Source organism: Ochrobactrum sp. PL_is501 (genome assembly GCF_055816895.1).
Genome location: NZ_JBVPGR010000014.1, coordinates 1 through 24,939 on the forward strand (window position 1 = coordinate 1; position 24,939 = coordinate 24,939).

The 24,939-nt window shown below is 58.4% G+C and carries 22 protein-coding genes and 2 pseudogenes; 14 read left to right on the forward strand and 10 right to left on the reverse strand.

The genetic code is table 11. The features are described from left to right. Positions 1-139, reverse strand: a pseudogene (locus AC0TOF_RS00430) (class I SAM-dependent methyltransferase); the annotation flags it as partial. Between AC0TOF_RS00430 and AC0TOF_RS00435 the strand changes: the two are divergent. Beyond that, positions 122-364: pseudogene (locus AC0TOF_RS00435) on the forward strand (DUF3363 domain-containing protein); the annotation flags it as partial. The pseudogenes AC0TOF_RS00430 and AC0TOF_RS00435 overlap by 18 nt on opposite strands. A gap of 70 nt (positions 365-434) precedes the next feature. Here AC0TOF_RS00435 and AC0TOF_RS00440 read toward each other — a convergent pair. Beyond that, positions 435-839: a DUF6220 domain-containing protein gene (locus AC0TOF_RS00440; RefSeq protein ID WP_122002194.1), complete on the reverse strand. Its 405-nt coding sequence runs from the start codon at positions 837-839 to the stop codon at positions 435-437. Between the two features lie 3 nt (positions 840-842). Beyond that, positions 843-1,409 (reverse strand): NAD(P)H-dependent oxidoreductase, encoded by a 567-nt coding sequence (locus AC0TOF_RS00445; protein ID WP_473766787.1) that lies wholly within the window; start codon positions 1,407-1,409, stop codon positions 843-845. 89 nt (positions 1,410-1,498) lie between these two features. Here AC0TOF_RS00445 and AC0TOF_RS00450 point away from each other — a divergent pair, with 89 nt between their 5' ends. The 6 genes from AC0TOF_RS00450 to AC0TOF_RS00475 all read left to right on the forward strand — a co-directional run bounded on the left by AC0TOF_RS00450 (position 1,499) and on the right by AC0TOF_RS00475 (position 8,132). After that, on the forward strand, positions 1,499-2,398 hold the full coding sequence (locus tag AC0TOF_RS00450) for a LysR family transcriptional regulator (protein ID WP_473766788.1): 900 nt from the start codon (positions 1,499-1,501) through the stop codon (positions 2,396-2,398). A 169-nt stretch (positions 2,399-2,567) separates the two neighbouring features. Continuing rightward, positions 2,568-3,734, forward strand: a complete 1,167-nt coding sequence (locus tag AC0TOF_RS00455; protein ID WP_473766789.1) for an HlyD family secretion protein — start codon at positions 2,568-2,570, stop codon at positions 3,732-3,734. Further along, positions 3,721-5,262, forward strand: coding sequence for an MFS transporter (locus AC0TOF_RS00460; RefSeq protein ID WP_473766790.1), 1,542 nt, complete (start codon positions 3,721-3,723; stop codon positions 5,260-5,262). Before AC0TOF_RS00455 ends, AC0TOF_RS00460 begins: the two co-directional genes overlap by 14 nt. Positions 5,263-5,360: 98 nt before the next feature. After that, positions 5,361-6,272 (forward strand): AraC family transcriptional regulator, encoded by a 912-nt coding sequence (locus AC0TOF_RS00465; RefSeq protein WP_473766791.1) that lies wholly within the window; start codon positions 5,361-5,363, stop codon positions 6,270-6,272. Positions 6,273-6,464: 192 nt separating this feature from the next. Next, entirely contained in the window at positions 6,465-7,505 is a 1,041-nt protein-coding gene (locus AC0TOF_RS00470) for an NAD(P)/FAD-dependent oxidoreductase (RefSeq protein WP_473766792.1), read from the forward strand. 156 nt (positions 7,506-7,661) lie between these two features. Then, positions 7,662-8,132, forward strand: coding sequence for a GNAT family N-acetyltransferase (locus AC0TOF_RS00475; RefSeq protein ID WP_473766793.1), 471 nt, complete (start codon positions 7,662-7,664; stop codon positions 8,130-8,132). Here AC0TOF_RS00475 and AC0TOF_RS00480 read toward each other — a convergent pair. Further along, positions 8,112-8,747, reverse strand: a complete 636-nt coding sequence (locus AC0TOF_RS00480) for a GrpB family protein (protein WP_473766794.1) — start codon at positions 8,745-8,747, stop codon at positions 8,112-8,114. The genes AC0TOF_RS00475 and AC0TOF_RS00480 overlap by 21 nt on opposite strands. 29 nt (positions 8,748-8,776) lie before the next feature. Continuing rightward, a complete protein-coding gene (locus tag AC0TOF_RS00485; RefSeq protein ID WP_473766795.1) occupies positions 8,777-9,439 on the reverse strand; it encodes a TetR/AcrR family transcriptional regulator in 663 nt (220 codons plus the stop codon). A 266-nt stretch (positions 9,440-9,705) separates the two neighbouring features. Between AC0TOF_RS00485 and AC0TOF_RS00490 the strand changes: the two genes are divergently transcribed. From AC0TOF_RS00490 to AC0TOF_RS00500, 3 genes are all read left to right on the forward strand, one after another. Beyond that, positions 9,706-10,848: an efflux RND transporter periplasmic adaptor subunit gene (locus AC0TOF_RS00490; protein WP_473766796.1), complete on the forward strand. Its 1,143-nt coding sequence runs from the start codon at positions 9,706-9,708 to the stop codon at positions 10,846-10,848. Between the two features lie 11 nt (positions 10,849-10,859). Continuing rightward, positions 10,860-13,952 (forward strand): efflux RND transporter permease subunit, encoded by a 3,093-nt coding sequence (locus AC0TOF_RS00495; RefSeq protein WP_473766797.1) that lies wholly within the window; start codon positions 10,860-10,862, stop codon positions 13,950-13,952. A gap of 130 nt (positions 13,953-14,082) precedes the next feature. After that, positions 14,083-15,093 carry an agmatine deiminase family protein gene (locus tag AC0TOF_RS00500; RefSeq protein ID WP_473766811.1) on the forward strand — a complete coding sequence of 337 codons (1,011 nt, stop codon included), beginning with the start codon at positions 14,083-14,085 and terminating at the stop codon, positions 15,091-15,093. Positions 15,094-15,154: 61 nt separating this feature from the next. Here the strand turns inward: AC0TOF_RS00500 and AC0TOF_RS00505 are convergent, their stop codons facing one another. Then, on the reverse strand, positions 15,155-15,700 hold the full coding sequence (locus AC0TOF_RS00505; RefSeq protein ID WP_473766798.1) for a TetR/AcrR family transcriptional regulator: 546 nt from the start codon (positions 15,698-15,700) through the stop codon (positions 15,155-15,157). A gap of 86 nt (positions 15,701-15,786) precedes the next feature. Between AC0TOF_RS00505 and AC0TOF_RS00510 the strand changes: the two genes are divergently transcribed. After that, positions 15,787-17,265, forward strand: coding sequence for an MFS transporter (locus AC0TOF_RS00510; protein ID WP_473766799.1), 1,479 nt, complete (start codon positions 15,787-15,789; stop codon positions 17,263-17,265). Positions 17,266-17,434: 169 nt separating this feature from the next. Next, on the forward strand, positions 17,435-18,082 hold the full coding sequence (locus AC0TOF_RS00515) for a class I SAM-dependent methyltransferase (RefSeq protein WP_473766800.1): 648 nt from the start codon (positions 17,435-17,437) through the stop codon (positions 18,080-18,082). A gap of 19 nt (positions 18,083-18,101) precedes the next feature. On the opposite strand, the gene AC0TOF_RS00520 is transcribed toward AC0TOF_RS00515, so the two are convergent. Together AC0TOF_RS00520 and AC0TOF_RS00525 are read right to left on the reverse strand one after the other, a co-directional pair. Further along, positions 18,102-20,480, reverse strand: a complete 2,379-nt coding sequence (locus tag AC0TOF_RS00520) for a phosphoketolase family protein (RefSeq protein ID WP_473766801.1) — start codon at positions 20,478-20,480, stop codon at positions 18,102-18,104. A 22-nt stretch (positions 20,481-20,502) separates the two neighbouring features. Continuing rightward, complete coding sequence (locus tag AC0TOF_RS00525; protein ID WP_473766802.1) at positions 20,503-21,708, reverse strand: acetate/propionate family kinase; 1,206 nt, start codon at positions 21,706-21,708, stop codon at positions 20,503-20,505. A 311-nt stretch (positions 21,709-22,019) separates the two neighbouring features. Here AC0TOF_RS00525 and AC0TOF_RS00530 point away from each other — a divergent pair, with 311 nt between their 5' ends. Together AC0TOF_RS00530 and AC0TOF_RS00535 are read left to right on the forward strand one after the other, a co-directional pair. Beyond that, entirely contained in the window at positions 22,020-22,421 is a 402-nt protein-coding gene (locus AC0TOF_RS00530; protein ID WP_473766803.1) for a DUF3597 domain-containing protein, read from the forward strand. 15 nt (positions 22,422-22,436) lie between these two features. Beyond that, a complete protein-coding gene (locus AC0TOF_RS00535) occupies positions 22,437-22,685 on the forward strand; it encodes a GlsB/YeaQ/YmgE family stress response membrane protein (protein ID WP_122002176.1) in 249 nt (82 codons plus the stop codon). 47 nt (positions 22,686-22,732) lie between these two features. On the opposite strand, the gene AC0TOF_RS00540 is transcribed toward AC0TOF_RS00535, so the two are convergent. Continuing rightward, positions 22,733-23,341: a tyrosine phosphatase family protein gene (locus AC0TOF_RS00540; RefSeq protein ID WP_473766804.1), complete on the reverse strand. Its 609-nt coding sequence runs from the start codon at positions 23,339-23,341 to the stop codon at positions 22,733-22,735. A gap of 299 nt (positions 23,342-23,640) precedes the next feature. Beyond that, entirely contained in the window at positions 23,641-24,705 is a 1,065-nt protein-coding gene (locus AC0TOF_RS00545) for a LacI family DNA-binding transcriptional regulator (RefSeq protein ID WP_473766805.1), read from the reverse strand. Positions 24,706-24,939: the final 234 nt, after the last annotated feature.

Here is a 24,939-nt window from a genome sequence, read left to right on the forward strand (position 1 = left end):
GTTCGGCTCGCAACGGCCACTTCAGCACCACGCGGTACTGCGCGGCCTCCAGCGCCACCTGCATCAGTTTTTCGGCGTCCGGATCGGTGCCGACGATCTCCCGAATCTGGCGCATTTCCTTCTTGACGAGTGCGCTGTTGCTCGCGTTGGAGAAGAGATGGCAGCAAGCAAGGCTCTGCCATTCCGCGCCGCCATGGACAGCGAAACCGTCAGTGGGAAATGTTCCGGCGCCGTGCAGCCGTCGAGCGGCAAGTTTACGGTCGTGGAAAAAGCGCACGAGTTTACTCTTGTCCCGTGGCGGCCTGTCATCGACCGCCAGCTCGGTCGTGAGGCGACGGGTATCATGCAGGGCGGAACGGTTTAATGGCGGTTGGGGCAGCGCGGCTTGGAACTTTAGCTCGACCGACGCAAAGTGAAGCTCTCTTCCTGCACCGCTACGTATTGCTCTTTCTCGCGCGACGCTCGACTTTGGCGAGCAGAACCAAGCTGGCCATCAGCAAGAGCGTTCCGTTGAACGGATGAAATGCGAGCGGTAGCGGGGTCGCTCCCGCCGCCAATGCGAACTGAATGATATAGAGGGTGAAGACCAAGCCGGCCCACCAGTTGAATCCACGCAAGCGCGGCACAGCAAAGGCACCAGCGCATAGGACCATTATCGGCAAGGACAAGGCCCCTCCGATTGCCTTGTGTATCTCCCAATCCCACGCTCCGCTGAAAAGCGCCGCTCCCGCACTCAGGAATTGACTGACAATGCCCAATGGAAGCAGCCGCGCCGACAGGAAAAACCAGGGAGGCGTACCGAGGTGCAGGTCGGTCAACGTGTCATGTCCCTTTGTCATCGTTCATACTTTCTTCGAACCGGAATTAGCGATCCAATTCGTGAGAGTGGCGGTGTAGTTTTCGCTGGCGATCTTGATCTCATCGGCAGACAGCTTGTCGGCCCGGTATAGGACGAACGGCTCGGTCCAGATCAGTCCGCATCGGTGCGCCGTGGCGCGCAGGGGCGTGAATATGTCTGATATCTCAAACATGTTGGCTCCGCCGCGCCGATATGCTTCGGCCGTGTTGCCGGCGGTTGCCGCTATCATCAGCGGTGTACCTTCAAGGCGACGCCCCTCCGCCTCATAAGCCATATAGAACATGCGCGTGAGCACCGCATCCTGCCAGGCTTTCAGAAGAGGCGGCGTCGAATACCATTGAACTGGGAACTGCAGGACGATCCGGTCCGCTTCGAGCAACCGCGCTGCCTCACGCTCGCCGTCACGGACCATGTCCACTCCTTCGGGATAGGTCTCCTGCATACCGACCACCTCGACGTCGGGCAGCGCTGCCGCCCTCCTGGCAAGTGCGGCGTTGGCTTTGGAACGGGCTAGATCCGGATGGAAAAGAAGCACAAGGGTTTTGGTCATCACCAACTCCAATATTTCTGTTGGAGAGACGATGCCGGAAGTCGGGAAATCATTCCAATCGATATATTGTCTATCTTATTATCCATGACATGAATTTAAGATCGGTCGACCTGAACCTTCTTGTCATCCTTGATGCGCTGCTGGATGAGGCCCATGTCGGCCGCGCCGCCAACCGGGTTGGACTGTCGCAGCCCGCCGCTTCAGCTGCCTTGCAGCGATGCCGCCAGTTGTTCGGGGATGAACTTTTCGAACGCGGGCGCGGAACGATGCGGCGGACGGCCAAGGCGGAATCTCTTCGCGCTCCGCTCAAATCTCTGCTTGCCGGGATCACGGAACTCGTCGATCCGCCGGTGCTTCCGCTCAAGGAGATTCGCCAGACCTTGCGTCTTTCGATGGCGGATTATCCGGCGCTCTTCGTGCTGTCGCCGCTTCAGCGCGCTTTGCAGCGGTCGGCGCCCGGCATAGATCTGGTGATCCTGCCCTGGAAAGGAGCAGAGGCCGCACGGACTGCATTGATCGACGGCGCAATCGACCTCGCCATTTCCGTCCTTCCGGGTGAAGATGACGACATCCATCGCGATACTTTGCTGAACGAGCACTACGTCGTTGCGCTTCGCGAGGGCCATCCGGCGGTGGATGGTTTCAATCTCGACCGATGGCTGGATTTTCCACACATTCTGGTTTCAGGCAGGGGTGAAGGACGCAGCCCGCTGGATATGGAATTTGCCCGGATCGGGCGGTCGCGGCGTGTCGGTTTGGTGGTTCCGTCATTCGGAATGGTGGCTGAACTGCTGCGCGGCTCTGACATGATCGCAATGCTGCCCTCGCGTGTTGCCCAACTTGCCGACGGCCTCACCATTTTGCCGCCACCGATCGCTGTGCCGGGTTTCGCCCTGCATCTTGCATGGCACAGGCGGCGGACAAGGGATGCGGGATTGCAGCATGTTGTGGATCTGGTGAAAGGATTGCTCTCGGAAAGAAATTCATAGCAGCGGAGTATCGGCGCCGACCACGTGCGCATTTCCGACGGCTTTGCAGGCCGGCGCGGTCGGTCAACTTGGCCTGTTTGCACGATTTCCTGTCCTTTTCGCGGGCGCGGGGAGGCGGCTGGCATGGGAAGACCTGTCGCAGTGAACAATAGAGTCGAGTTGTTGAGTTATGTCAGGTCCCGCAGCAAATGCTCCCCAATCATCGACGCCGTCATCACCACCCGTCCGCAGCGCATGGCCGCTCCAACTGGCACCGTGGCTGGCCTGTGCCCTTGCCCTAGGCGGGATTGCCTACACGGTTGCAAGCTGGGATGCGTGGACGAGCAGCCGGACCATCCAGTCGACACAGAACGCCTTCGTCAAATCCGAGCCTGCGGTGCTGAGCGCGCGCGTCAGCGGCTATGTTCGCGGTCTTCCCGTCACGGACTACCAGACGGTCAAGGCTGGAGATATCATCGCGGAAATCGGGAGCGACGATTATGCGGTCAAGGTAAGAGCGGCGGAAGCGTCGCTTGCCAAGGCGCAGGCGGTCCTCGACAATCTGCGCAACGAGGAAGCACAGCAGCGCGCCACCATTGCGCAGGCAGAGGCGTCGCTTCACAGCGCTGAGGCGCGGCTGAAGCAGTCCCGGCAGGATTATGACCGCAAGGCGCAGCTGGTTCAGAATGGGATCGTCTCGCAGAAGTCCGTCGATGATGCCAAGGCTGATCTTATCGCAGCAACAGCCTCACGCGATGCGGCAGCCGCCGCCCTGACGCTGGCGCAAAGGCAGCTGGATACGCTGGCGGGAGAACGCGCCCAGCGCATTGCGGATCGCGATGCGGCATCGGCTTCGCTGGCCTCCGCCAGACTGGAACTGGGCTATACCCGGATCATGGCGCCTTTCGACGGCGTGCTTGGACGACGCGGCGTTCAAATCGGAAGCCTCGTGTCACCGGGGACGCAGATCGTTCCAATAGTGCCGCTCGCTCGCGCCTATGTCATCGCCAATTACAAGGAAACGCAGCTCAAAAACGTGCGCGCCGGCCAACCGGTAAATGTCACGGTCGATGCGCTTCCCGGATTTCATTTTCGCGGGCGCGTCGATGAGATCGCGCCGATGAGCGGCAATGAATCCTCGCTCATCCCCACCGACAACGCGACCGGCAATTTCACCAAAGTCGTTCAGCGTATCCCTGTGCGTATCGAACTGGACCCGGAACAAGCGGATATCGCCCTGCTGCGGCCCGGCATGTCCGCCGAAACCCGGATCGATACAGAGGGTGCGAAGGTGGCGGTCTATTCCCGCCAACGGCTCGGCACGGTGAAAGAGACCTACGCCAATGCCGCGCATTGAATCCCTGCCTGTCAGCAGCCTCCTGCGCCCGGCTCAAACGCCGTGCCCTGCCTTGACGGTGGCGGTTGTGTTCATGGGCGCATTCCTTACCACTCTGCAGGGGCGGCTTTTCACGATGTCGCTCGCAGACCTCAGGGGGCAGTTCGGTCTGGATGTCATCGAGGGTGCCTGGCTGAGCACCGCGATGAACGCGGCGCAGTTCCTGACGATGCCGATCACGGTCTGGCTTTCGCTCATATTCGGACCGGCGCGCGTCCTCATCGTGCCGAGCCTCGCAATTGCATTGGCGGCCCTCGCAATACCTTTTGTGCACAGCTATGGCCCGCTCGTTTTACTGCATGTCATCATGGGCTTGTGTCTGGGAACCTATCTCCCGCTGACGATATCGCTGGCGCTACGCAGCCTGAAACCGCAATATTGGCTGCTGGCGATGGCGGTCTATAGTCTGCGCGCTTCCTTCGGAACGGATGTGGGTGTGGGCATGTCAGGCTTTTACGTCGACGTGATCGACTGGCGATGGATCTACTGGACCGCGTCGATCGCCGGGCCGCTGATCGCAGGGGTGGCATGGAAAGGGATACCGCTCACGCCGGTAGACTACGCCAGATTGCGCGGCAGCGACTGGGGCGGCATGGCGATATTCTGCCTCGCCCTGGCGATGTTGTTTGCGGGATGCTCGCTCGGCGAAACGCTCGGGTGGTTCGATTCCGGCGCCGTGACGGCTTTTTTCATAGCCGGTTCCCTGCTGCTGGCAATATCGATAGCCCATATCGCCTTCAGCAACGATGCGTTCATCGATTTCAGTGCGCTCGGAAACCACAATGTCCGCACCGCCCTGCTGATAGCTTGCCTCTACGCCTTCCTGATGGTGCCGACATCGACGCTGATACCGGGCTTCCTAGCGGCAATCGGCAAATTGAAGCCGCTCCAGACCGGCAGCGCATCCTTCATCGTCTTCGCCACCTATCTGGTGATGACCCCAGTCGCGGTGTGGCTCGTCCGGCGCGTGGATGCGCGGCTCATCCTGATAGCGGGCCTCGGCATCATCGTCTTCACCGCTGGCTGGTGCGGATCGAGCATCAACAATGAATGGCGGACCGATCAATATGTGCCCGCCCTCGTTCTGTTTGCGACGGGGGAGTGCCTGACGCTGATGGGGATCATCCCGATCATCGTCGTCAACATGAACCCGGCGCATGGCATCGCCATCGGCTTCTATGCTCCGCTGGCACGCATCTTTGCGCCGGGGATTGCGGGAGGCATCATTCCGGTCGTGCTGCGTTTCTCGACGGATGTTCACAGCATGATGCTGAAGGCAGGCGTGGAAGCCGGGCAGCCTGTTGTCGTCCAGCGTGCCGCCGCGAGCGGCGTGTCCGGCATCGCCGCCCTTGTCGCACGCGAGTCCGCCGTGCTGTCCTATGTGGACGGATTCTATCTGGTCTTCTGGGTGGGGATCGTTGCCCTCATCCTGTCCGCCACCCTCAAACAGGCGCCGCCCAATCCGCTTACGCCACCGAGGCCCGCCTGAGGCATGGCCGTTTCACGCTAAAAAATGGCCGGTTTGTGCGAATGGTTGGTGCTATGGTCGCAAAGGAGCTAAGGGGAGGCACAGGCATCGAGGTATTCATGACCAATCCAATCCTTCCTCCTTTCAACTATCCGGACGCCATCGCGCGGCCGGTCGTCGGGTTGAAAGTCGAGCTGGCCTTTGCCGGGGAGACGCAGCCGCACAAGCACCGCAAGGACCAGTTGCTATATGTCATCGAGGGGCTCATCACGGTCGAGGCCGCGCAAGGAGTCTGGACCGTACCGCCGCAATGCGCCATCTGGATTCCGGGTGGGGTCACGCATTTTGCGCGAGCGGCGGGGCAGGTCTCTCTAGGCAATCTTTATATCGAGCCGGACGATAGCGGCAGCCGGCGCGCCGATTGCGGCATTCTCTTCGTCCAGCCTCTCTTGCGCGAACTGATCCTGCGGTTCGTCAACGAACCGCATTGCTACTCTGATGGCGATATAAGAGAGGAGCGGCTGGCGTCAGTGTTGATGGACGAGCTCGAGAACGCGCCGGTGGAGCCGCTGCGCCTTCCCATGCCCGCTGACCGGAGATTGAAAAGGCTGGTCGAGACGCTGATCGAGCATCCGTCGCTTCGATTGAACCTGGAGGAATGGGGCGCGCGCGTCGGCGCAAGCAATCGCACCCTGACGAGGCTCTTCCAGCGCGAGACGGGCATGTCGTTCGGCCGCTGGCGGCAGCAATTGCATGTCGGCCTCGCGCTTCAGCGGTTGGCGGATGGCCATTCCGTAACGAATATCGCCCTTGATCTGGGATATGAAAGCCCGAGCGCCTTCATCGCCATGTTCCGGAGGATGCTCGGCACGACACCGGCGCGCTATCTCACCGCAGCGGCGGCGACCGAGGCGAGCGGCGGCGGGCAAGAAAACGTTTATCATGTCTGCGGTGACCGCTGCCCACACAACGCATCTCGGACCGTCGGCAATGTTGTGCCGCTTTCCTCCCGCCGGGACCATTCACGCTGAATTGGTGGTGTGGCTGTCAACGGTGCGCAATGCTGATCGCATCTTCGTTCTGAAGGATGGCAAGCTGGTTGAACAGGGGACCCATGAGGAACTTGCTAAGGCCAACAGCATCTATGCAAATTTGCTGAGAACCGGAATATAGAAGTGGAGAAGGGGATTGCCTGCTAATTCCGAAGTTTAAAGGATATGAGAATGTTAAGTTCGAGACGGGTTGTTGTCGTCGGCTGCGGTATCATTGGCGCTTCTGTCGCATGGCACTTGGCTCGTATTGGCGCAGGTGTAACGCTTGTAGACCAGCATACTGGGCTCGCTGCAGGAGTGACGCACGCCTCGTATGGTTGGGTAGGTACAGGTAGCTCGTTCCCACCACACAATGGGCAACGGTTCGAGATGCAAAAGGATGCCTTGAATGATTTCCAGCGTATGGAGCAAGCTCTCGGAGCGCTGCCGATAGCAGCAAAAGGCGCCTTGGTCTGGTTGGAGACGGCCGACGAAACGGAGAATTTCATAGCGTCGCAGCCGGCAATGGGGGCACGGGTTGAGCAGATTACGCAAAGCCACATTCAACAGTTGGAGCCGCGAATTTCAACTCCACCGGTTGCGGCAGCGTGGTTTGCAGATGATTTTGCAGTCGACCCAATCGCATTGACCAACCAATTGGTCCATGCGTCGATTAAATATGGCGCGCAACTCTATCTTGGAGAAACCGCACAAGCCATTGAGATAAGGGGCGGCCGTGTGGCCGCCCTCCGCACAACGAAGCGCTCAATTCCTGCCGATGTTATAGTGCTGGCCAGTGCGGGGACCACGCTGTCCTGTGCAAAAGATTTCCAACCGGAATTGCCCGTTAAATATGAACCAGCTGTTTTGCTGCGGTTTAAAACGGACGAAAAACTCTTGAAGCACCTGATCTGCAATGCGGACCTGGAACTACGTCCGGACATCGACGGTAATCTCGTCGTTGCCGCAGACTATCCAGAGCGCGGAGAAGACGGACTTGCCGATCTGGGGACCGAGACCGGCCAATTGATAGGTGATCTGTTGTCAGATTCGCGTATCTCACTACTTTCGATAGCTGCTGCATCTCGTCCGATGACGAAAAATGGGCTCCCGTTTCAGCAATTTCTTCCTGGCGTGGAAGGGGTATATGCAGTGGTCGGCCACCCTGGCATAATGCTCGCCCCTCGATTGGGCAAAATTGCTGCCCAGGACGTTGCCACCTTTTTGTCGTAGGAACTCCATTCACTGGTCGATGATCCGGTTTTTACAGCGTTGCGGGTTGCCTCGGCTACCTGTTTGATACCGGTCGGATTTCGTTACAATAACCGCGGCGGCTGCGTCAGTGTAATGTTGGCAAACAGCGCAGCTATACATCAAGGGACGGGTACAATGACCAATATTAGCACACGGCCTGCTGTTGTAGGCGAGCAGCCCGTTCTACTTGACTTGCAATGGCGTGCGTCTTTGACACACGACGCTTATCGCGAACTGCTGCTACAGCATCCGGAAGCTGTCGAGCTGCCTGTTTCTCACATTGAGGACGGCAACACGATAGTAGCGGAAGTGGATGGGCTGATTGTCGGCTTTGCAGTGGTTCTCAGACTATCAGCGAGCGAGATGGAACTGGAGGCCTTGTTCGTGGAGCCTGAGCGCAGTGGCGCAGGTATCGGCCGGTATCTGGTTCAGGAGGCAACGCAGCGAGCACGTGCAGATGGAGCCTCAAGCCTCATGGTTATCGCCTCACCCGAAGTGCTGGGGTTTTATCGTCGGTGCGGCTTTGTGATTATCGAGGAAACCCCTGTGCGTTTCGGGGTTGCTTTCAAGTTGCGGAAAAACATTTCAGATTTTGAGGATGCTTAATTGCAATGCGATCCAGCCACGGTTCATGAAAATTTCATCATAAATTGCGCGCACCGTATCCTGCTTTCTTGCATTGTAGACGGCCGCGTTGAACGATCCGCCTTTTGCCCGCAGCTTCGCCTCGGCATATCGCTGCCTGTCCGCTGGATGCTCCCGCAACCAATCTCGAAAGAGAATATGCCGAATATGTTCAGGGCAGGCGGGGCCGAATACATGCAGATTTACCCGTGGATTTTCATGGCGCAACATGCGGTGCTGATACCATGAGCGTTCCCTGATCGTCAGAATATACCCGAGTGCTTCGAGCGCAGGGACATATTCGTTTTCCCGCTCAGGATCGGAAACGATCAAATCGATATCAATCACCGGCTTGGCAGGAAGTCCGGGCACCGCCGTCGATCCGACGTGTTCGATGTTCCGTACCGTCTTCCCGAGTGCTCCTGTGATCTGCGCCTTGCAGATTTGGTACTGCTGGGGCCAGAGAGGGCTATAGTCTTCGATCTCGATTTCTTCGCGCTTCGGTTTTCCGTTGACCCAGGGATTTTCACTGGGATCGCCATCTTCGAACGTGATGATCGACGCGGGATCCGGCCATGCTTGTTCTCGTAGGCTCATAGTTCTGGACCTTTTCGATGAGAATACACTCAAACTTTCCATGGAAGGCGCGCGAGGTGCGCGTAAATCAGATGGCGCTGCTGAGAGGCCGAAAATTGCCGCGGCGAGATAATGGACTGCACTCCAATCCCGTCGATCAAACAAAACAGCAAGGCGGCTTCCTCTTTTACATCGATCGGTGCGGAGAAGGCATCCGCTTGTGAAAGGTGCAGGAAGCGTTGCACCCAATGCTCGCGAATTGCTTCGTAGAGAAGGTGGTGTCGTTTATGATGTTCCGGGCGGCTGAAGGCCGCTGCGGTGAAACTCAACCAGACTCGCCACATCTGCTTGCTGTCGGCATCGCGGGGAAGGGTGTTCGCCACCTCAGTCGTGAAGGCATCGAGGGATCGTACTGATGGATCCTCGTTCCCGTCGTCTTCAAGTGCGTTGACGATCGACTTAAGGGCAAAATCCAGAAGGGCGTCCTTGTCGCGAAAATAGTGCGTCAACACGCCGGTCGTACAACCGATTTCCTGTGCGATCGCTCTCATGGAAGCCCGCTCAAGCCCGTCGCGAGCAATGACCAGCAGCGCGGCGCGCGCAACCTCGTCACGCTTGGCTTCGTAATTGGCGGACTTTTCGCGCCCTGGCCGGCTAGCATTTTGATTCTTGATCGACATGCGGAAAGCATAGCCCTGACGATCACGGAACATCAACACGAAAGCGCATTGACATCATAACAACTGTTATGATTTTATTCGCGCAAATATGAGCAAGCAAATTGGGTGTCGCGGGGCGCGCCGGTGCAAAGGTCAGCGCTGTCCCCGCAATGTCATGGATGAAGAACTGGAGGAGGCTTTCTGGGCTTGAGAAATCGGGAGTTTGCGCGGTGCACAAACTTTCTTGACAGAAACTGGACAATTTCACGGTTCACCGCTTCGCGATTTCGCGGTTTGTCAGCTTTTAAAGGTATATAGAGATGAGGTATCCCCCGGGCCTCCTGCTTGCCGTCTGTTCCCTGGCTTTCATCGCGGTCCATGCCGCACGGGCGGAGAGGAATGCGGCTGCCGCAGCCGCGCCAACCGAGCCTGCGCCGCGCGCCGTATCGGTTTTTGCCGCCGTCAAGGCACCCGCCACGTGGAAATTGTCCTTCAACGGTCTGTTTGTCCCGCGCGAGGAGGTGGCAGTCGGCACGTCGCTGCTGGATCAACGGATTGCTTCCGTTGAAGTGGAGGCAGGAGATGTGGTGTCAAAGGGGCAGGTGCTCGTCCGGCTCGATACTGGCAAGCTCGACAATCAGGTCCGGGAAAACGAAGGCCGCGTGGCGCGTGCCCGCGCCGCCCTTGCCCAGCAGCAGGCGACGCTGGTGCAGGCCAAGGCCAATTTCGAGCGGGCAAAGCGGCTGATCGTTTCCAAAGCGATCAGCAAAAAAGATTATGACGACCGGCAATCCTCGCTCGATGTGGCGCATCAGGCGGTCGCGGCGGAGGAGGCCGAATTTACGCAGGCCGAGGCGCAACTGGCCGAAGCCAGACGGGAGCGCGCCCGCGCCGTCATCGAAGCGTCTGTCGCCGGGATCGTATCGGAGCGCAAGGCGCGCGCCGGTGCGCTTGCCGGCAGCGAGCCGCTTGTCAGTCTCATCCGCGATGGCGAAATCGAACTTGCGGCGGAAGTGCCGGAAAGTGAGCTGCCTTTGCTGAAGGTGGGACAAGCGGCACGCGTCACCCGGCCCGACGGTACTGTGGTTCCGGGGCGCATCCGGCTCGTCTCGCCCAGGATCGAACGGGAAACGCGACTGGGCACGGCCTATATTGCGCTCGAAGGGAAGGGGGAGGCGCTCTTTTCGGGGGCTTTCGGCAGAGCCGAGGTCGAGGTTGCGCATAGAAATGCGATCCTCGTCAGCGACTCCGCGCTTCTTCATGGCGCGCAACCCCGCGATGCGTCGGTATTCGTCGTTGTCGACGGCAAGGCGGTCAAGCGAAGCATCGAGCTTGGCGCGCGGCAGAACGGCAAAGTCGAAATCCGCTCCGGCCTGCGAGACGGCGAGCGGGTGGTCGCGAAGGCAGGGCCGCTGCTTCGCGATGGCGAGCCTGTCACGCCCGTCGACGTCCAGACCCCCTGAAAGTTACCGTTTTGACCAGCAATATTTCCGCCTGGGCGATCCGCAAGCCGGTTCCGACCATCGTTCTCTTCATCATGCTGACACTGGCTGGCTGGATCGCTTTCACCAAGCTGCCGATCAACGCCAACCCCAATGTGGCCTTCCCGATCGTCACGGTGGCGGTGACGCAGCCGAGCGCGGCCCCTTCCGAGATGGAAACGCAGGTAACCCGCCGTGTCGAAGGCGCGGTTTCCGGTATTGCCGGGGTCAAGCATATCCGCTCGAGCATCGCGGATGGCGTATCGACGACGACGGTCGAGTTCAAGATCGGCATCGATCCCGATCGCGCGACCAATGATGTGCGCGAAGCGGTGACGCAGATCCGCTCCGACCTGCCGCAATCGATCCAGGAGCCGGTGATCTCGCGCGTCGATGTCGATGGCAGCGCTATCCTTTATTACATGGTCTCCGCGCCGCAGATATCCCCGGTGGATCTGTCATGGTTCGTGGACGATGCGATCACCCGCGAGCTGCTGACCGTTCCGGGCGTCCAGAAGGTGCAGCGGTTGGGCGGCGTCAACCGGGAAATCCGTGTTTCCCTGAAGCCGGCCCGACTGCAGGCGCTGGGTGTCTCGGCGGACCAGATCAACACGGCGCTGCGCGAATTGAACGTCAATGTGCCGAGCGGGCGCGGTAATATTGGTGACCGGGAACAGTCGGTTCGCACCATCGCCAGCGCCAGAACCCTGGACGACCTCGCGCGGCTGACGATATCGCTGCCGGGCGGCCGCTGGATTCCTTTGCGTGAGATCGCCACGCTGGAAGATGGCCCTTCTGAGCCGCGCGGCTTTGCCCGTCTGGACGGCAAGCCGGTGGTCGGCTTCTCGATATCGCGCGCCAAGGGTTATAGCGATACGACAGTCGCCAATGCGGCCACCGCTCGTTTGGCGGAAATCCAGAAGGCGCATCCCGAACTAAAGCTCATCGAGCTGATCTCCACCGTGGAGTACACGCTCCAGAGCTATGATAATGCCATGTCGGCCCTGATCGAGGGTGCAATCCTGACGGTCGTCGTCGTGTTCCTTTTCCTGTGGAACTGGCGGGCGACCCTGATCGCCGCCGTCGCCATGCCTCTGTCGATCCTGCCGACCTTCTTCGCCATGCATATGCTGGGCTTCACGCTCAACAGCATCAGCCTCCTGGCCTTGACGCTCGTTATCGGCATTCTCGTCGATGACGCCATTGTCGAAATCGAGAATATCGAGCGGCACGTGCATATGGGCAAACGGCCCTATATTGCGGCGCTCGAAGCCTCCGACGCGATCGGGCTCGCGGTCGTGGCGACCACGCTCACCATCGTCGCCATCTTCGCGCCGGTCAGTTTCATCGGCGGCGCGGTCGGGCAATATTTCAAGCAGTTCGGCCTGACGGTCGCCATCGCCGTGCTGATCTCGCTGGCCGTCGCGCGGCTATTGACGCCGCTGATGGCGGCCTATCTGCTGCAGCCGGCGGGCGCGGCGCACCATGATGCCACGGAAAGCTGGCTGGGCCGCTGGTATCTGGGCGTTCTTGGCTGGACGCTCGATCACCGCAAGACTACCTTCGCGCTCGTCGCGGCTATCTTCGCAGGCTCCATCTATCTGATGACCTTGCTGCCCACCGGCTTCCTGCCGGAAGGCGACTCCAATCTCTCGCAGGTAAATGTCAAACTGGCGCCTGGGTCGCAACTGAATGAAACCGCCGGGGTTTCCGACCGGATCGTTCGGCAATTGCTGGAGCGGCCTGAAGTAAAGGATGTATTGGCGTCCACCAGCGACAGCATTAGCGATTTCGATCTCCTGATCAAACTGAAGCCGCGTTCGGAACGAAGCTTGAGCCGTAAGGCGTTTGAGGCGGCGGTTCGCCCAATCTTCACCGCCACGCCGGATATCCAGTTCACATTCCTGAACGATAGCGGCGGCAAGGAAGTTTCCGTCACGCTTGCCGGGAACGATGGCGAGGAACTCACCCGTGCTGCCCGCAAGCTTGAGGCGGAGATGCGGCAATTGCCGGAACTGGCCAATGTCGTCTCGACGGAGCCGCTGCCTGCACCGGAATTGCACGTGAGGCCGCGCCTCGATGAAGCGGCCAGGCTCGGCGTTTCGCCGGCAGTGATCAGCACGGTTGCGCGTATAGCCACGCTTGGCGAGACCGATTCCAACTCGGCGCAGTTCAATCTTGGCGACCGGCAGATTCCGATACGGGTTCGCCTGGAAGGAACCGTTCGCAGCGATCTGGATATATTGCGCAGTCTGAAGGTGGGAACGGCGTCCGGAAAGGCGGTGCCGCTCGCTTCGGTGGCCGATATTTCTTTTGGCACTGCCGAAAGCCGGTTGGAGCGGTTGGACCGCAAGCGGCTGATCCAGCTTGAGGCCAATCTCAACAATGGCGCCACGCTGGGAAGCGCCATGGCGGCGATTACGAAATTGCCCGCATACAAGGATCTCCCGGCGGGCGTTAGCCAGATCGAATATGGCGATGCCGAATCCATGAACGAGATGTTCGTCAATTTCAGCCTCGCGCTTTTGACGGGCATATTGATGGTGCTTGCCGTGCTGGTGCTCCTGTTCAAGGATTTCCTGCAGCCGCTCACCATTCTGATCGCCCTGCCGCTTTCGATTGGCGGCGCGGCGCTGGCGCTCCTTATTTACGGCGCGGCACTCGATCTTTCTTCGGTCATCGGCATTTTGATGCTGATGGGCATCGTCTGCAAGAACTCGATCCTGATGGTGGATTTTGCCATCGAATGCCGCAGGGAGGGTCTCGATCGCCGCTCCGCGCTGCTGAAGGCCGGCATTACCCGCGTTCGCCCGATCATCATGACCACCATTGCAATGGTGGCGGGCATGGTCCCGGCAGCCATAGGCGTCGGCGGCGACGCTGCCTTCCGCGCGACTATGGCGATTGCCGTCATCGGCGGCCTCATCGCTTCGACGGCGCTCAGCCTGATCTTCGTGCCGGTCATGTTCACCGCCATGGACGATCTCAATGGCTGGCTCGGCAGCAAGCTGAAACGGCTCACCTCCGTGACGGAAGGTGATCGCGCGCTTGGCGAGCAAATCCTGAACAAGCAGGCGCCTGGATAGAATGAAGGCACCCAGCGTATATGCGATAGCTTTGCGCGAAAAAGGATGGGGTGATCGCTTGCGACAACTTTATCCGGATCAATATGTTAGATGAGCTGCATGAAGGGAAAGAATGATGCTTGACTGGGTTATGCCCTCTGAGGATCGGCATCACAGCCGAACGTTCCTCGCCTTCGGCGCGCAGGACGCAATTTGGGGCGATCTGACAGCCGATGTGCAGAAGGCCATTGGCGCTCTCGCCAGGTTGATCGCCCGGTTTGAGCCCGTGACGGTTTTATACCGCGCAACCGAGTTGGAAAGCGCGAAGTTCAATTGCGCTGCAAGCAATGTGTCGTTCATCGAGGCCGAACTCGACGATATCTGGATGCGTGATATCGGACCGAACTTCGTCGTGAACGCGCGGGGTGAACTGGGCGCCGTTGACTTCAATTTCAACGGCTGGGGTGGGAAGCAGCAACACGAAAAGGATAGCGGTGTGGCGCGGCTCGTCAGCGATGCCTTGGCGACGACTTATATTCGCAGCCGGCTGCACGGTGAAGGAGGCGGAATCGAAGTTGATGGTTATGGTACCGCGATTTTAACGGAAAGTTGCTGGATCAATGACAACCGCAATCCCGGTTGGAGCAAACAGGACATTGAGGCCGAGCTTCGTTCGATGCTGGGGTTGCGGAAAATCATATGGCTACCGGGTATCAAGGGCCGCGACATCACGGATGCGCATGTCGACTTTTATGCCCGCTTCACGCGAAGAGGAGAGGTCGTGGCCAATCTGGAAATGAACCCCGCTTCCTTTGATTACGACGTCACCCGAGAGCATCTGGAAATATTAAAACAGGCCACGGATGCCGATGGAAATCGCCTTCGCATCCACACATTGGCGCCCCCGTTGAAGCCGCGCCGGAACAAATTTTCGGCAAATCCTGATTTTGCCCCGGGCTATATCAACTATCTGCCAGTCAATGATGGCGTAATAGCCCCGGAGTTCGGCGATGCCGAAGCGGACGCAAGATGCCGGGAATTGCTGGCCGAACTCTATCCGGGGCGAGAAATCGTTCAACTGAATATAGACGCGATCGCCGCAGGAGGCGGAGGCATCCATTGTGTGACCGGGCACCAGCCGATGGCGAAGGCAGGCTTGTAAGCATCATGCTTCCCGCGTTGGACTTCCTGTTGCAGGTGGAGCGCAGGAATTTTGCCCCAGCCTACGCAAGAAGGTCTTCGATGTCATCGAAGATCGACTGCCATTCTTTCTGCGTCAGCTCGAACAGGTTGAAGCTTCTCAGCCAGAATGCGCCTTCATTGGCAATGAATGCCAAACGCGCCCGTCGTCCTTCCGGCGTGGAAATATCAAGGCCGTCCCATTGCTTGCGATACCAGGCCCGGGTTTCTTCGAGATAGTGGGAGTTGGGAATAAGGCTCGCCATCATCGCGGCAAACCGTGAATCGTCGTCCGCGTCGCTTTCGCGTGTCACCGCGATATGCGCTGCTATGTGTGAGATCGCGTCATTCTTCTGTTGCTTGCGTGCCGCCACCTGATCATCGAACCGGTCGCCCAACCGTTCGATCATGGCTTTCATCAGCCCGTCCTTGTTGCCGAAGCAATATTGCACGCCGCCCTTGGTTACGCCGGCGGCTTGCGCAACCGCGTCCATGGTCAGCGCAAGGATGCCGCCTTCCTCAACAAGCTTTTCAGCCATGTCGAGCACATGATCGCGGTTGATCGAGCGCGGACGACCTGTTTTTTGCAATTTCTTACTTTCCATACGGACGGATTTATATTAGGTCGGCTCCTCTGACAAGTTTGAATACGACCGTATTGAAAAGGTATGAACCGATGTTGCCGCAAAATCGCTGGCTCGTTCTGGCAATTGTTTCCAGCGCGTTGTTCCTCATCGTCGTGGATATGACAGTGCTCTACACGGCCCTGCCGCGCCTCACCCATGATCTCGCGGCAACGGCTTCGGAAAAGCTCTGGATCATGAACATCTACCCTCTGGTGGTGGCAGGTTTGCTGCCGGGCGTCGGCACGCTTGGCGACAAGCTCGGCCACAAGCGCATGTTCATGAACGGGCTGGCGGTGTTTGGCCTTGCCTCGCTCTGTGCGGCCTATTCGCCAAATCCGGAAATTCTGATCGCGGCGCGCGCATTCCTCGCCTGCGGCGCGGCCATGATGATGCCTGCCACCCTTTCGATCATCCGTCTCACTTTCACCGATGAGAAGGAACGCTCACTTGCCATCGGCATATGGGCGGCAATCGCTTCGGGTGGTGCTGCCATTGGCCCGGTCGCGGGCGGCATTCTGCTGGAATATTTCTGGTGGGGTTCGGTCTTCCTGATCAACGTGCCGGTTGTTCTGGTGGCGCTCGGGCTTTCGGCCTTCCACCTTGAAAACCGCCCGCTCGGCTCAAAGCGCAAATGGGACCTCGTGGGCTCGGTCCAGATCATGATCGGTCTGATCGCGCTCACCTATGCCGTCAAGGAACTGGCAAAGCGCGATGCATCGATGATGGTATTCGCGGCAGCTCTTGTCATCGGCCTTGTTGCCACGACGATCTTCGTCCGCAGACAGTTTGCAAGCGCTGAACCGCTGATCGATTTCTCGCTGTTCAAGACGAGACTATTCTCGTTGGGCGTGTTTGCAGCGCTGGTCGCGTCGGGGTCGATGACCGGCATGGAACTGGTTTTCAGCCAGCGCATGCAGCTGATCGAAGGCATGACACCGCTGCAGGCCGGTCTGACCATTCTGCCTATCCCGCTGGCGGCCTTCGTTGCAGGGCCTCTTGCGGGCGCAATGTTGCCGCGCTTCGGTGCGGGCAAAGTGCTTTGGGTATCGCTTGGCGTTACGGCGCTCGGGGTGATGATCTACATCCTCACCTATCGGCTCTCGGCGCACTTCTATCTGGCGGGGCTCGCCGTTCTTGGCTTTGGCGTCGGCTGCGCGATGACCGGCGCCTCATCCTCGATCATGGGAAGTGCGCCGGCCGAGAAGGCGGGCATGGCCGCTTCGGTGGAGGAAGTCTCGTTTGAGCTCGGCAATGCACTGGGCGTGACGATTTTCGGCAGTATCCTGTCGGCATTCTATACGGCCAGCCTTGTTCTGCCAGCCGGTTCAGGCATTCCTCCGGTTGTCCGCGACAGCCTCGATGAAGCGCTGCTTGCAGCGCAAGCGATGGCCCCCACTGATGCCAGTGCGCTGACCACGCTCGCTTCGCAGGCGTTCGAAAATGCCTATGTCGCCGTTGTAGTGGCAACGGCATTGCTGCTGTTCGCTGCAACCGTTGCTACCTATCTGGTCCAGCGTTGCACGAGATAGAAAAACCCCTTGATGACCCTGACGCGCTGTCGCATCGCTGCGGTGGCGCGGAGGGCGTCTCATTCGCATGTGAAGGTATCGACCGGCCCAAGCCCGGAGAGCCGCCACTTCACGCAATGGTATTTCTCCAGTATTGATGCGTGCAAAGGTGGTTGGGAGACGACCCGTCATGAGCACAGCAAGCGATGCGCGTTTCTGGGATCGGACGTCGCGGAAATATGCCTTGGGAAAGATCGCGGATCAGGCCGGCTATGAGCGCACGCTCGACCGGACCCGAGCTTTGCTTGGAACAAGTGACAAGGTGCTGGAGCTGGGTTGCGGCACAGGAACAACGGCGCTCAAGCTCGCAGGCGCTGTGCAGGGTTACCTCGCGACAGACTTCTCGGCCGGAATGATCGCGATTGCCGACGAAAAGCTTGCCGCTGCCCCAATCCCGGCTCTCACCTTCCGGACTGCCACGGCGGAAACGCTTGCGTGCGAGGCAGTACGGTTCAACGTGATTCTTGGATTCAATTATCTCCATCTGGTTCGCGACCTGCCGGGCACGCTGCGCTGTATCCATACTCTGCTTGAGCCGGCGGGCTTGTTCATTTCGAAGACGCCTTGCGTGGGCGACATGAACCCGCTCATCCGTCTTGCCTTATTGCCCGCGATGCGCGCGATCGGCAAGGCACCCTATGCGGGCGTCTTCGGAGCAACGGAGCTGAGCCAGCAAATATCTGCCGCAGGCTTCGATATTCTTGCGGTCGAACGCCACGCCATGACGGGCAATGATAATCGTCCTTATATTGTGGCGCGCAAACGCGCGCAGCCATAAGGATGTTGCGCGGTTGCCCTTACGGTCGGGCCTCCCATTTCCAATTCCGGATTTCCGGCATGTCCTCGCCGTGTTCACGCACGTAACGTTTGTGAAGGACCAGCTTTTCCTCGAACCGGGCGATCAAGGGAGCGGCCACATCATCGCTGACTGGCAGCCGCTTGACAGCCGCGATGGCCAGATGAAATCGGTCCAGTTGGTTCAGGACCGTCATATCGAAAGGCGTCGTCGTCGTCCCCTGTTCGATAAAGCCATGCACGTGGAAATTGGGATGATTGGCGCGTTTATAGACCAGCCGGTGAATGAGATAGGGATAGCCGTGATAGGCAAAGATGACGGGCCGGTTGGTGGTGAAAATCCGGTCGAATTCGTCGTCGGCAATGCCGTGCGGGTGGTGTTGCGGTGACTGGAGGACCATCAGGTCCACGACATTGACCACGCGGATGCGCAGATGCGGCAAGAACTGGCGCAGGAGATCGACCGCGGCAAGTGTTTCCATTGTCGGAACATCGCCCGCGCAGGCCATGACGATATCCGGTTCCAGACCGTCCTCGGTTCCGGCCCAATCCCATATGCCGAGACCGGCTTCGCAATGGCGCACGGCGTCGTCCATCGACAGCCATTGCGGTTCGGGCTGTTTTCCCGCCACGATAACGTTGATGCGATCCCAGGTCTTGAGGCAGTGATCGGCCACCCACAGCAGCGTGTTGGCATCCGGCGGGAAATAGACGCGGATAATATCGGCGCTTTTATTGGCCACCAGATCGACAAAGCCGGGGTCCTGATGCGAAAAGCCGTTATGATCCTGACGCCAGACATGAGACGTCAAAAGATAGTTGAGCGAGGAAATCGGTTTTCGCCATTTCAGTTCGCGCGCGACTTGCAGCCATTTGGCGTGCTGGTTGAACATGGAATCCACGATATGGATGAAGGCTTCGTAGCAGGAGAAAAATCCGTGCCTTCCGGTGAGCAGATAGCCTTCCAGCCAGCCCTGACAGAGGTTTTCGCTCAACACTTCCATGATGCGACCATCGGCTGAAAGGTGATCGTCTATGTCGAGGGTTTCAGCCATCCATACGCGGTCACTGGCGTCGAAGACGGCGCTTAGACGGTTCGACGCGGTCTCGTCGGGACCGAACACGCGGAAGTTCTTTTCCGGCTCGTTCAGCTTCAGCACGTCCCGGAGGTATTCGCCAAGTATCTTGGTGGACTGCCCCTCAATCGCGCCCGGCTCGCTCACCTCGACGGCATATTGCCGGAAGTCGGGCGTATGCAATTCCTTGCGAAGCAAGCCGCCATTTGCATGCGGATTGGCGCCCATGCGGAAATCGCCTTTCGGCGCCAGCGCGCGCAGTTCCGGCTTCAGCGCACCTCTTTCGTCAAACAAATCCTCCGGGTCATAGCTTCTCATCCAGTCTTCAAGGATTTTGCGATGGGCATCGTTTTCCCGGCAGTTGGCAACGGGTACCTGATGCGAGCGCCAGAAATTCTCGACGATGAGCCCGTCGACTTCCTTCGGGCCGGTCCAGCCTTTCGGGCTTCGCAGAATGATCATCGGCCAGCGCGGGCGTTCCGGTGATTTTACATCGGCATGTTTCTTGATTTTCGCGATCTGCGTGAAGATCGTATCGAGGGTTGCTGCCATCAGCTGGTGCATGGCTTCGGGTTCGCTGCCCTCGACGAAGAAAGGCTCATAGCCATAGCCTTTGAAAAGGCTGGCCAGATCGTCATCGGAAAGACGCGCGAGAATGGTGGGGTTGGCGATCTTATAGCCGTTCAGATGAAGGATCGGCAGCACGGCGCCGTCGCGCGCGGGATTGAGAAATTTGTTGGAATGCCACGAGGCGGCGAGCGTTCCCGTCTCCGCCTCGCCATCGCCAACCACGCAGGCGACCACCAGGTCAGGGTTGTCGAAAGCAGCGCCATAGGCGTGGACCAGCGCATATCCCAGTTCGCCGCCTTCGTGAATTGATCCAGGCGTTTCCGGCGCAGCATGGCTTGGTATGCCGCCGGGAAAGGAAAACTGCCGGAACAGTTTGCGCATCCCTGCCTCGTCCTCGCTGACGGCAGGATAGATTTCTGAATATGAACCTTCCAGATAGGTGTTCGCTACCATGCCCGGACCGCCATGCCCCGGCCCGCATATGTAGATTATGTTGGCTTCTCTTTCCCGAATGATGCGATTGAGATGTGCATAAATGAAATTGAGGCCGGGCGTCGTCCCCCAGTGGCCAAGCAGTCTTGGCTTGATATGCTCAGGCTCCAGCGGCTTGCGCAGCAGGGGATTGTCCATCAGGTAGATCTGCCCGACGGAAAGATAGTTGGCGGCCTTCCAGTAGCGATCGATCAGCGCAAGTTGCTGTGGTGCCAAAGGGCCTTGGGCGATTGCTTTGCTCATGCTTTGTCTCCTTCGCGGATGGTTAGGCAGACACGCTGGCCGCCGTTTCAGCCGTGTTCTGGATGACCTCCAGTGTCTGGGAGGCGATGATCTGTTCTTCGTCGGTAGCAAGCACAAACGCTGCTACCTTGCAGGATGGTTTTGTGATCCGAAACGCATTGTTTTCATTGGCAGAAGCGTCCGTTTCCAAACCGAGCCAGGAAAGACGCGCGCAGACGGCTTTGCGGATTGCGGGCTGATGTTCCCCGATGCCTGCGGTGAAGATGAGAGCATCGAGACCGCCAAGCGTCGCGGCGAGCCGGCAGATTTCACCGGCAATGCGCGCGGTGAAAATGTCGATGGCCTCCCGCGCGCGGGCATCGTCGCTTGCGAGCAGATCGCGTGTATCGCCACTGATGCCGGACAATCCGAGAAGGCCGGAGCGATGATAGAGCAGGTCGGAAAGTGCGTCGGCTCTCATGTTGTCCTGCTGCAGCAAATGCAGAAGGACCCCCGGATCAAGGGCGCCGCAACGGGTCGCCATTGGAATGCCGTCAAGCGTTGAAAAGCTCATGCTGGTGTCGACGCTTTTCCCTCTGTCCATGGCGCACAGGCTTGCTCCGCTTCCCAGATGTGCGGCGACAATCTTCCTGCGGGCAAGCTCCGGTTCTCGTCGGGAAAAGTTCTCGATGATGGACTGGTAGGACAAGCCATGAAAGCCATATCGCTTTATTCCGCGCTTATGGAGCGCGATGGGCACCGCAAAACGCCGGATTGTGTCGGATATGGTCTGATGGAAGGCGGTGTCGAAGGAAGCAGTTTGGGGAAGATTGGGAAGGAGCTTTCGAACGGCCTTTATCAAAGCTGTGCTTTTCGGCTGGTGGAGCGGCGCATAAATGGAAAGGCTCTCGATAGCCTCGATATGTTTATCGTCCAGCAATATCGGCCCGGCAAATCCATCGCCGCCAAAGACGACGCGATGGCCGATGGCGAGAATGTTTTTGGGGCTGACATGATCGGACAATCGCGCGAACAGTTCTTCCAGAATGCTGACGATATTCGCGGTTCCAGCAGATGCCAGGGCAACGTCCAGCTTCACGCCTTCACCGCGCAACCGAAAGGTTACGGGAGATGCATTCAGGTCGATCTCGCCCCGCGCCAGTTTTCGAATTTGCTGTCCGTCAGAAGCGAACGTGCCGATCTTGACGCTTGAAGAACCGGCATTGAACGTAACAAGCTGCTTGTGCACGCCCGGCCTCTCCCTTGTTCGTGGCTGATACGTAACAAGATAGGGGAGTGTTTCGGGCTGACGATATGTCCAGCGCAGATCATCGGGCTGAACCGCGCACCCGGACCGGGGCCGCGCCCGGTCAGGCAACGGCGTTTCCATATCCGGATGAAATTTTCTGTTACAACTTTATAGGGAACAAAACCGCTTCCCGTTCATTTAATTCGAGCGTTTGTCCGGGAATCACCGGATGATCTGCTGTGTCCAGGTTTCCCATCGTCGTAAGCCGGGAAGTTTGGGACATATCGATTTTTTAACGATTGGAGTTCGTGATGGGGATTTTCGACAAGATTAAGAACGCCATTTGGGGAGAGGCGCAAGCAGCAACTCCTGCGACGGAAACCGCTGCTTCGTCTGCGCCGACGCCAACGGCATCGCCGAGCGCTGCCGCTCCGGCACAGTCGGCACCTGCTGCAGCGGGCTCTGTCGACGTGGGCGCCATTCTTGATGCTGCCGTCGCCAAAAGCGGCCAGAAGCTCAACTGGAAGACTTCGATCGTCGATCTGATGAAGGCACTTGGCCTCGACAGCAGCCTGGAACACCGCAAGGAACTGGCCAAGGAGCTTGGCTATACCGGCGATACGGGCGATTCCGCCACCATGAATATGTGGCTGCACAAGCAGGTCATCCAGAAACTCAAGGACAACGGCGGCAAGGTGCCCGCCGGCTTGTAATCAGGAGGGTTCCCGATGGGAAGCGCAGGAATAGGCTGGATTGCGGCAATCATCATCGGCGGCCTGGCCGGCTGGATTGCCTCCAATTTCATGAACAGCAATACCGGGATATTCATGAATGTCATTCTCGGTATCATCGGCGCAGCCGTGGCGAGTTTTATCTTCGGACTTCTCGGTGTTTCGTTCGGCGGCTGGCTGGGCTATCTGATCGCGGGCTTCATCGGCGCTTGCATATTGATATGGCTGGGCCGATTGATAACTTAGCAAAAAGGCGCCGGGAGGCGCCTTTTTCTTTTGCGGGCGGGGTGTGGTTACATTGACGATGCGGTCGAAGATGCAACCGGGATCGCCATCTGAAGCTCAGCCTGACGGCCCAGCCTTGTCATCCATTCCGTAAATTGTGGGTTCCGTGCGATCTGGCGTCCGTAATGCCTGCGCAATGCGCTCATCAACTCGCCTTTACGCCCAAGCTGTTCGTCGGCAAAGCCGATCATCTGTGAATTCGGCCAGGCCTGCGGGCGAATGGCGACAAGGCGCGCGAAAAGGTTGTCGGTACTCTCATCGGGATTGCCCTGCGCCATGAGCGAAACCATGGCCGCTGTCGAACGCGATACGCCCATATGGCAATGGACCAGAAGGTGGCTCGGCGCCTCCGGGTTTTGCGCAGCAAGGAATTCCGAGCCGAACTGGAGGATTGCGCTTACATGATCAGGCGTTGGCATCGTGTGATTGTCAGCGGCATTGATGATGTCGTGAAAGCGCAGCGTCAGACGGTGATGTTCCTCGAAAGCCTGAAACGCATCCAGTTCGGGAAGATCGGGATCGACCAGCGATAGAACATGGGTGACTTTGCGGGTCCGCTGTTCGAGGAGTTCCTCAATCCCGCACACCGTCAGCTGCGGGGCAAAATGCACACTCATGCCAGTCTCCTTGAATTTCAGTTCTGCTGTCCGGTTTGATGAATCTGTCCACAGGATTGGAGCATTTTCCTGGCGCACAATCTAGCGGCTATTCCGTGCTCCCAAGGCGTGAGCAATAAGGCTGTGGCTCTCTGCCCGTATTCCATTCGCGGCAACCGCTTGCTGTGGCCGAACGGAGATCTGTCGCATCGGATGCCCGCCGCTCTTTCATGGAGAAGCGCTTTCGGAAACGGTAAGTCGAGGACCCGTGCAATGGGCGAACGATAACGACCGCGGTGCGTCACACCATGATTGCAACTCTAGCTGAACTCGCGGTGTTTGGCGTTCTTTTGGGGGAGGGCGGCCTCACTTGCACGCAGGATCAGGTTGGCTCCAACCAGAATCTTTACCGGCGGCTGCGGTTCGGCAGTGTTGATCAAATCGTCGAGTACCGTGACGGCAAGGTTTCCGATTTTTCGCTTGGAGACATCAACAGTTGTCAGACCCGGTTCCATGGTGGCGCTTTGCGGCAGATTATCGAAGCCGATCACTGAAACATCGTCAGGAATACGAAGTCCCTTGCCTTTCAGTGCACGGATGAAGCCATAGGCGATGATATCGTTCGTGCAGAAATAGCACTCGGCCAAATCGAGTCCTGAATGCAGCATCGCGCAGGTATCGCGATGGGCACCTTCATAGGTCGATTCAACTGAAAGAACATCGCGTTCCTGAACCTTCAGGTCCAAACGCTGCATGTTCTTGAAAAATGCATCGCGGCGAAGGCGGAAGTTTGTTGTCTCCGTATGGCTGGCAACAAAGCCGATCCGCGAAAGCCCAAGCTGCTTGAAGCGCGACAAAACCTTGAAGACGGCGTCCTCATTGTTCATATCGACGAAATTGGCTTCAATGACCTCGTAAAATGTGTCGATAAACACGGTGGGCAGACCAAGGCTCTGTATCATATGGATGTCTGCCGCTGAAAGCTCGGTCCCAAGCGCGATTACGCCGCGCACGGGTGCTCCGGCAAGCGATTCCGCCACCGCACTGATCGGTTGCCCGTCGAAGCTCACCACTTCCAGCGTATAATTTCGGCGTGTCGCTTCCGAGGACATGCCGTCGATATAGTCCGAGATAAAAACGCTGTGATCGCGGTTGACCGTCTCACCATGTTTGGCAATCTTCAAAAAGCGGATCGTCTCTGCGCTGCTTGGCGCAGTCTTTGAGGCGCGCGGAACGTAGTTCAGCCTGGAAACAGCTTCGAGGACGCGCGCTCGCGTTTCGCCCGAAATTTCTCCCTTACCGTTGAGCACAAGAGAAACCGTTGCCGGGGAAACGCCAGCCGTCTCTGCGATGTCTCTTATCGTAAAAGACTTTTTCTTTTTCATGTGCTCCGCACGTTTATAGGCAGTCGGTTAAGGAGGCAGGCTCCGGAAATGAAAGCGCCTGCGATTTGTATGACATCTGCTCTCGGTAACTTCAAATCCGTAAATAGCGCCAGATTCAATATGTTGCCGGTGTGAGCCCCAAATCAAGGATGAACGGGCTCCTTCTCCTTTACAGCTAAATGCCCATTTTTCATCATGATATGAGCCGACAGTTTAGTAAACAAAGTGAGCGTT

What these genes read in the sequence shown, in the direction of transcription:
- AC0TOF_RS00445 (WP_473766787.1), bottom strand. Translation starts at nt 1,409, where the DNA reads ATGACCAAAACCCTTGTGCTTCTTTTCCATCCGGATCTAGCCCGTTCC.
- AC0TOF_RS00545 (WP_473766805.1), bottom strand. Translation starts at nt 24,705, where the DNA reads ATGAAAAAGAAAAAGTCTTTTACGATAAGAGACATCGCAGAGACGGCT.
- AC0TOF_RS00475 (WP_473766793.1), top strand. Translation starts at nt 7,662, where the DNA reads ATGACCAATATTAGCACACGGCCTGCTGTTGTAGGCGAGCAGCCCGTT.
- AC0TOF_RS00480 (WP_473766794.1), bottom strand. Translation starts at nt 8,747, where the DNA reads ATGAGCCTACGAGAACAAGCATGGCCGGATCCCGCGTCGATCATCACG.
- AC0TOF_RS00520 (WP_473766801.1), bottom strand. Translation starts at nt 20,480, where the DNA reads ATGAGCAAAGCAATCGCCCAAGGCCCTTTGGCACCACAGCAACTTGCG.
- AC0TOF_RS00455 (WP_473766789.1), top strand. Translation starts at nt 2,568, where the DNA reads ATGTCAGGTCCCGCAGCAAATGCTCCCCAATCATCGACGCCGTCATCA.
- AC0TOF_RS00460 (WP_473766790.1), top strand. Translation starts at nt 3,721, where the DNA reads ATGCCGCGCATTGAATCCCTGCCTGTCAGCAGCCTCCTGCGCCCGGCT.
- AC0TOF_RS00500 (WP_473766811.1), top strand. Translation starts at nt 14,083, where the DNA reads ATGCCCTCTGAGGATCGGCATCACAGCCGAACGTTCCTCGCCTTCGGC.
- AC0TOF_RS00485 (WP_473766795.1), bottom strand. Translation starts at nt 9,439, where the DNA reads ATGTTCCGTGATCGTCAGGGCTATGCTTTCCGCATGTCGATCAAGAAT.
- AC0TOF_RS00535 (WP_122002176.1), top strand. Translation starts at nt 22,437, where the DNA reads ATGGGAAGCGCAGGAATAGGCTGGATTGCGGCAATCATCATCGGCGGC.
- AC0TOF_RS00490 (WP_473766796.1), top strand. Translation starts at nt 9,706, where the DNA reads ATGAGGTATCCCCCGGGCCTCCTGCTTGCCGTCTGTTCCCTGGCTTTC.
- AC0TOF_RS00515 (WP_473766800.1), top strand. Translation starts at nt 17,435, where the DNA reads ATGAGCACAGCAAGCGATGCGCGTTTCTGGGATCGGACGTCGCGGAAA.
- AC0TOF_RS00440 (WP_122002194.1), bottom strand. Translation starts at nt 839, where the DNA reads ATGACAAAGGGACATGACACGTTGACCGACCTGCACCTCGGTACGCCT.
- AC0TOF_RS00450 (WP_473766788.1), top strand. Translation starts at nt 1,499, where the DNA reads ATGAATTTAAGATCGGTCGACCTGAACCTTCTTGTCATCCTTGATGCG.
- AC0TOF_RS00470 (WP_473766792.1), top strand. Translation starts at nt 6,465, where the DNA reads ATGTTAAGTTCGAGACGGGTTGTTGTCGTCGGCTGCGGTATCATTGGC.
- AC0TOF_RS00510 (WP_473766799.1), top strand. Translation starts at nt 15,787, where the DNA reads ATGTTGCCGCAAAATCGCTGGCTCGTTCTGGCAATTGTTTCCAGCGCG.
- AC0TOF_RS00540 (WP_473766804.1), bottom strand. Translation starts at nt 23,341, where the DNA reads ATGAGTGTGCATTTTGCCCCGCAGCTGACGGTGTGCGGGATTGAGGAA.
- AC0TOF_RS00530 (WP_473766803.1), top strand. Translation starts at nt 22,020, where the DNA reads ATGGGGATTTTCGACAAGATTAAGAACGCCATTTGGGGAGAGGCGCAA.
- AC0TOF_RS00465 (WP_473766791.1), top strand. Translation starts at nt 5,361, where the DNA reads ATGACCAATCCAATCCTTCCTCCTTTCAACTATCCGGACGCCATCGCG.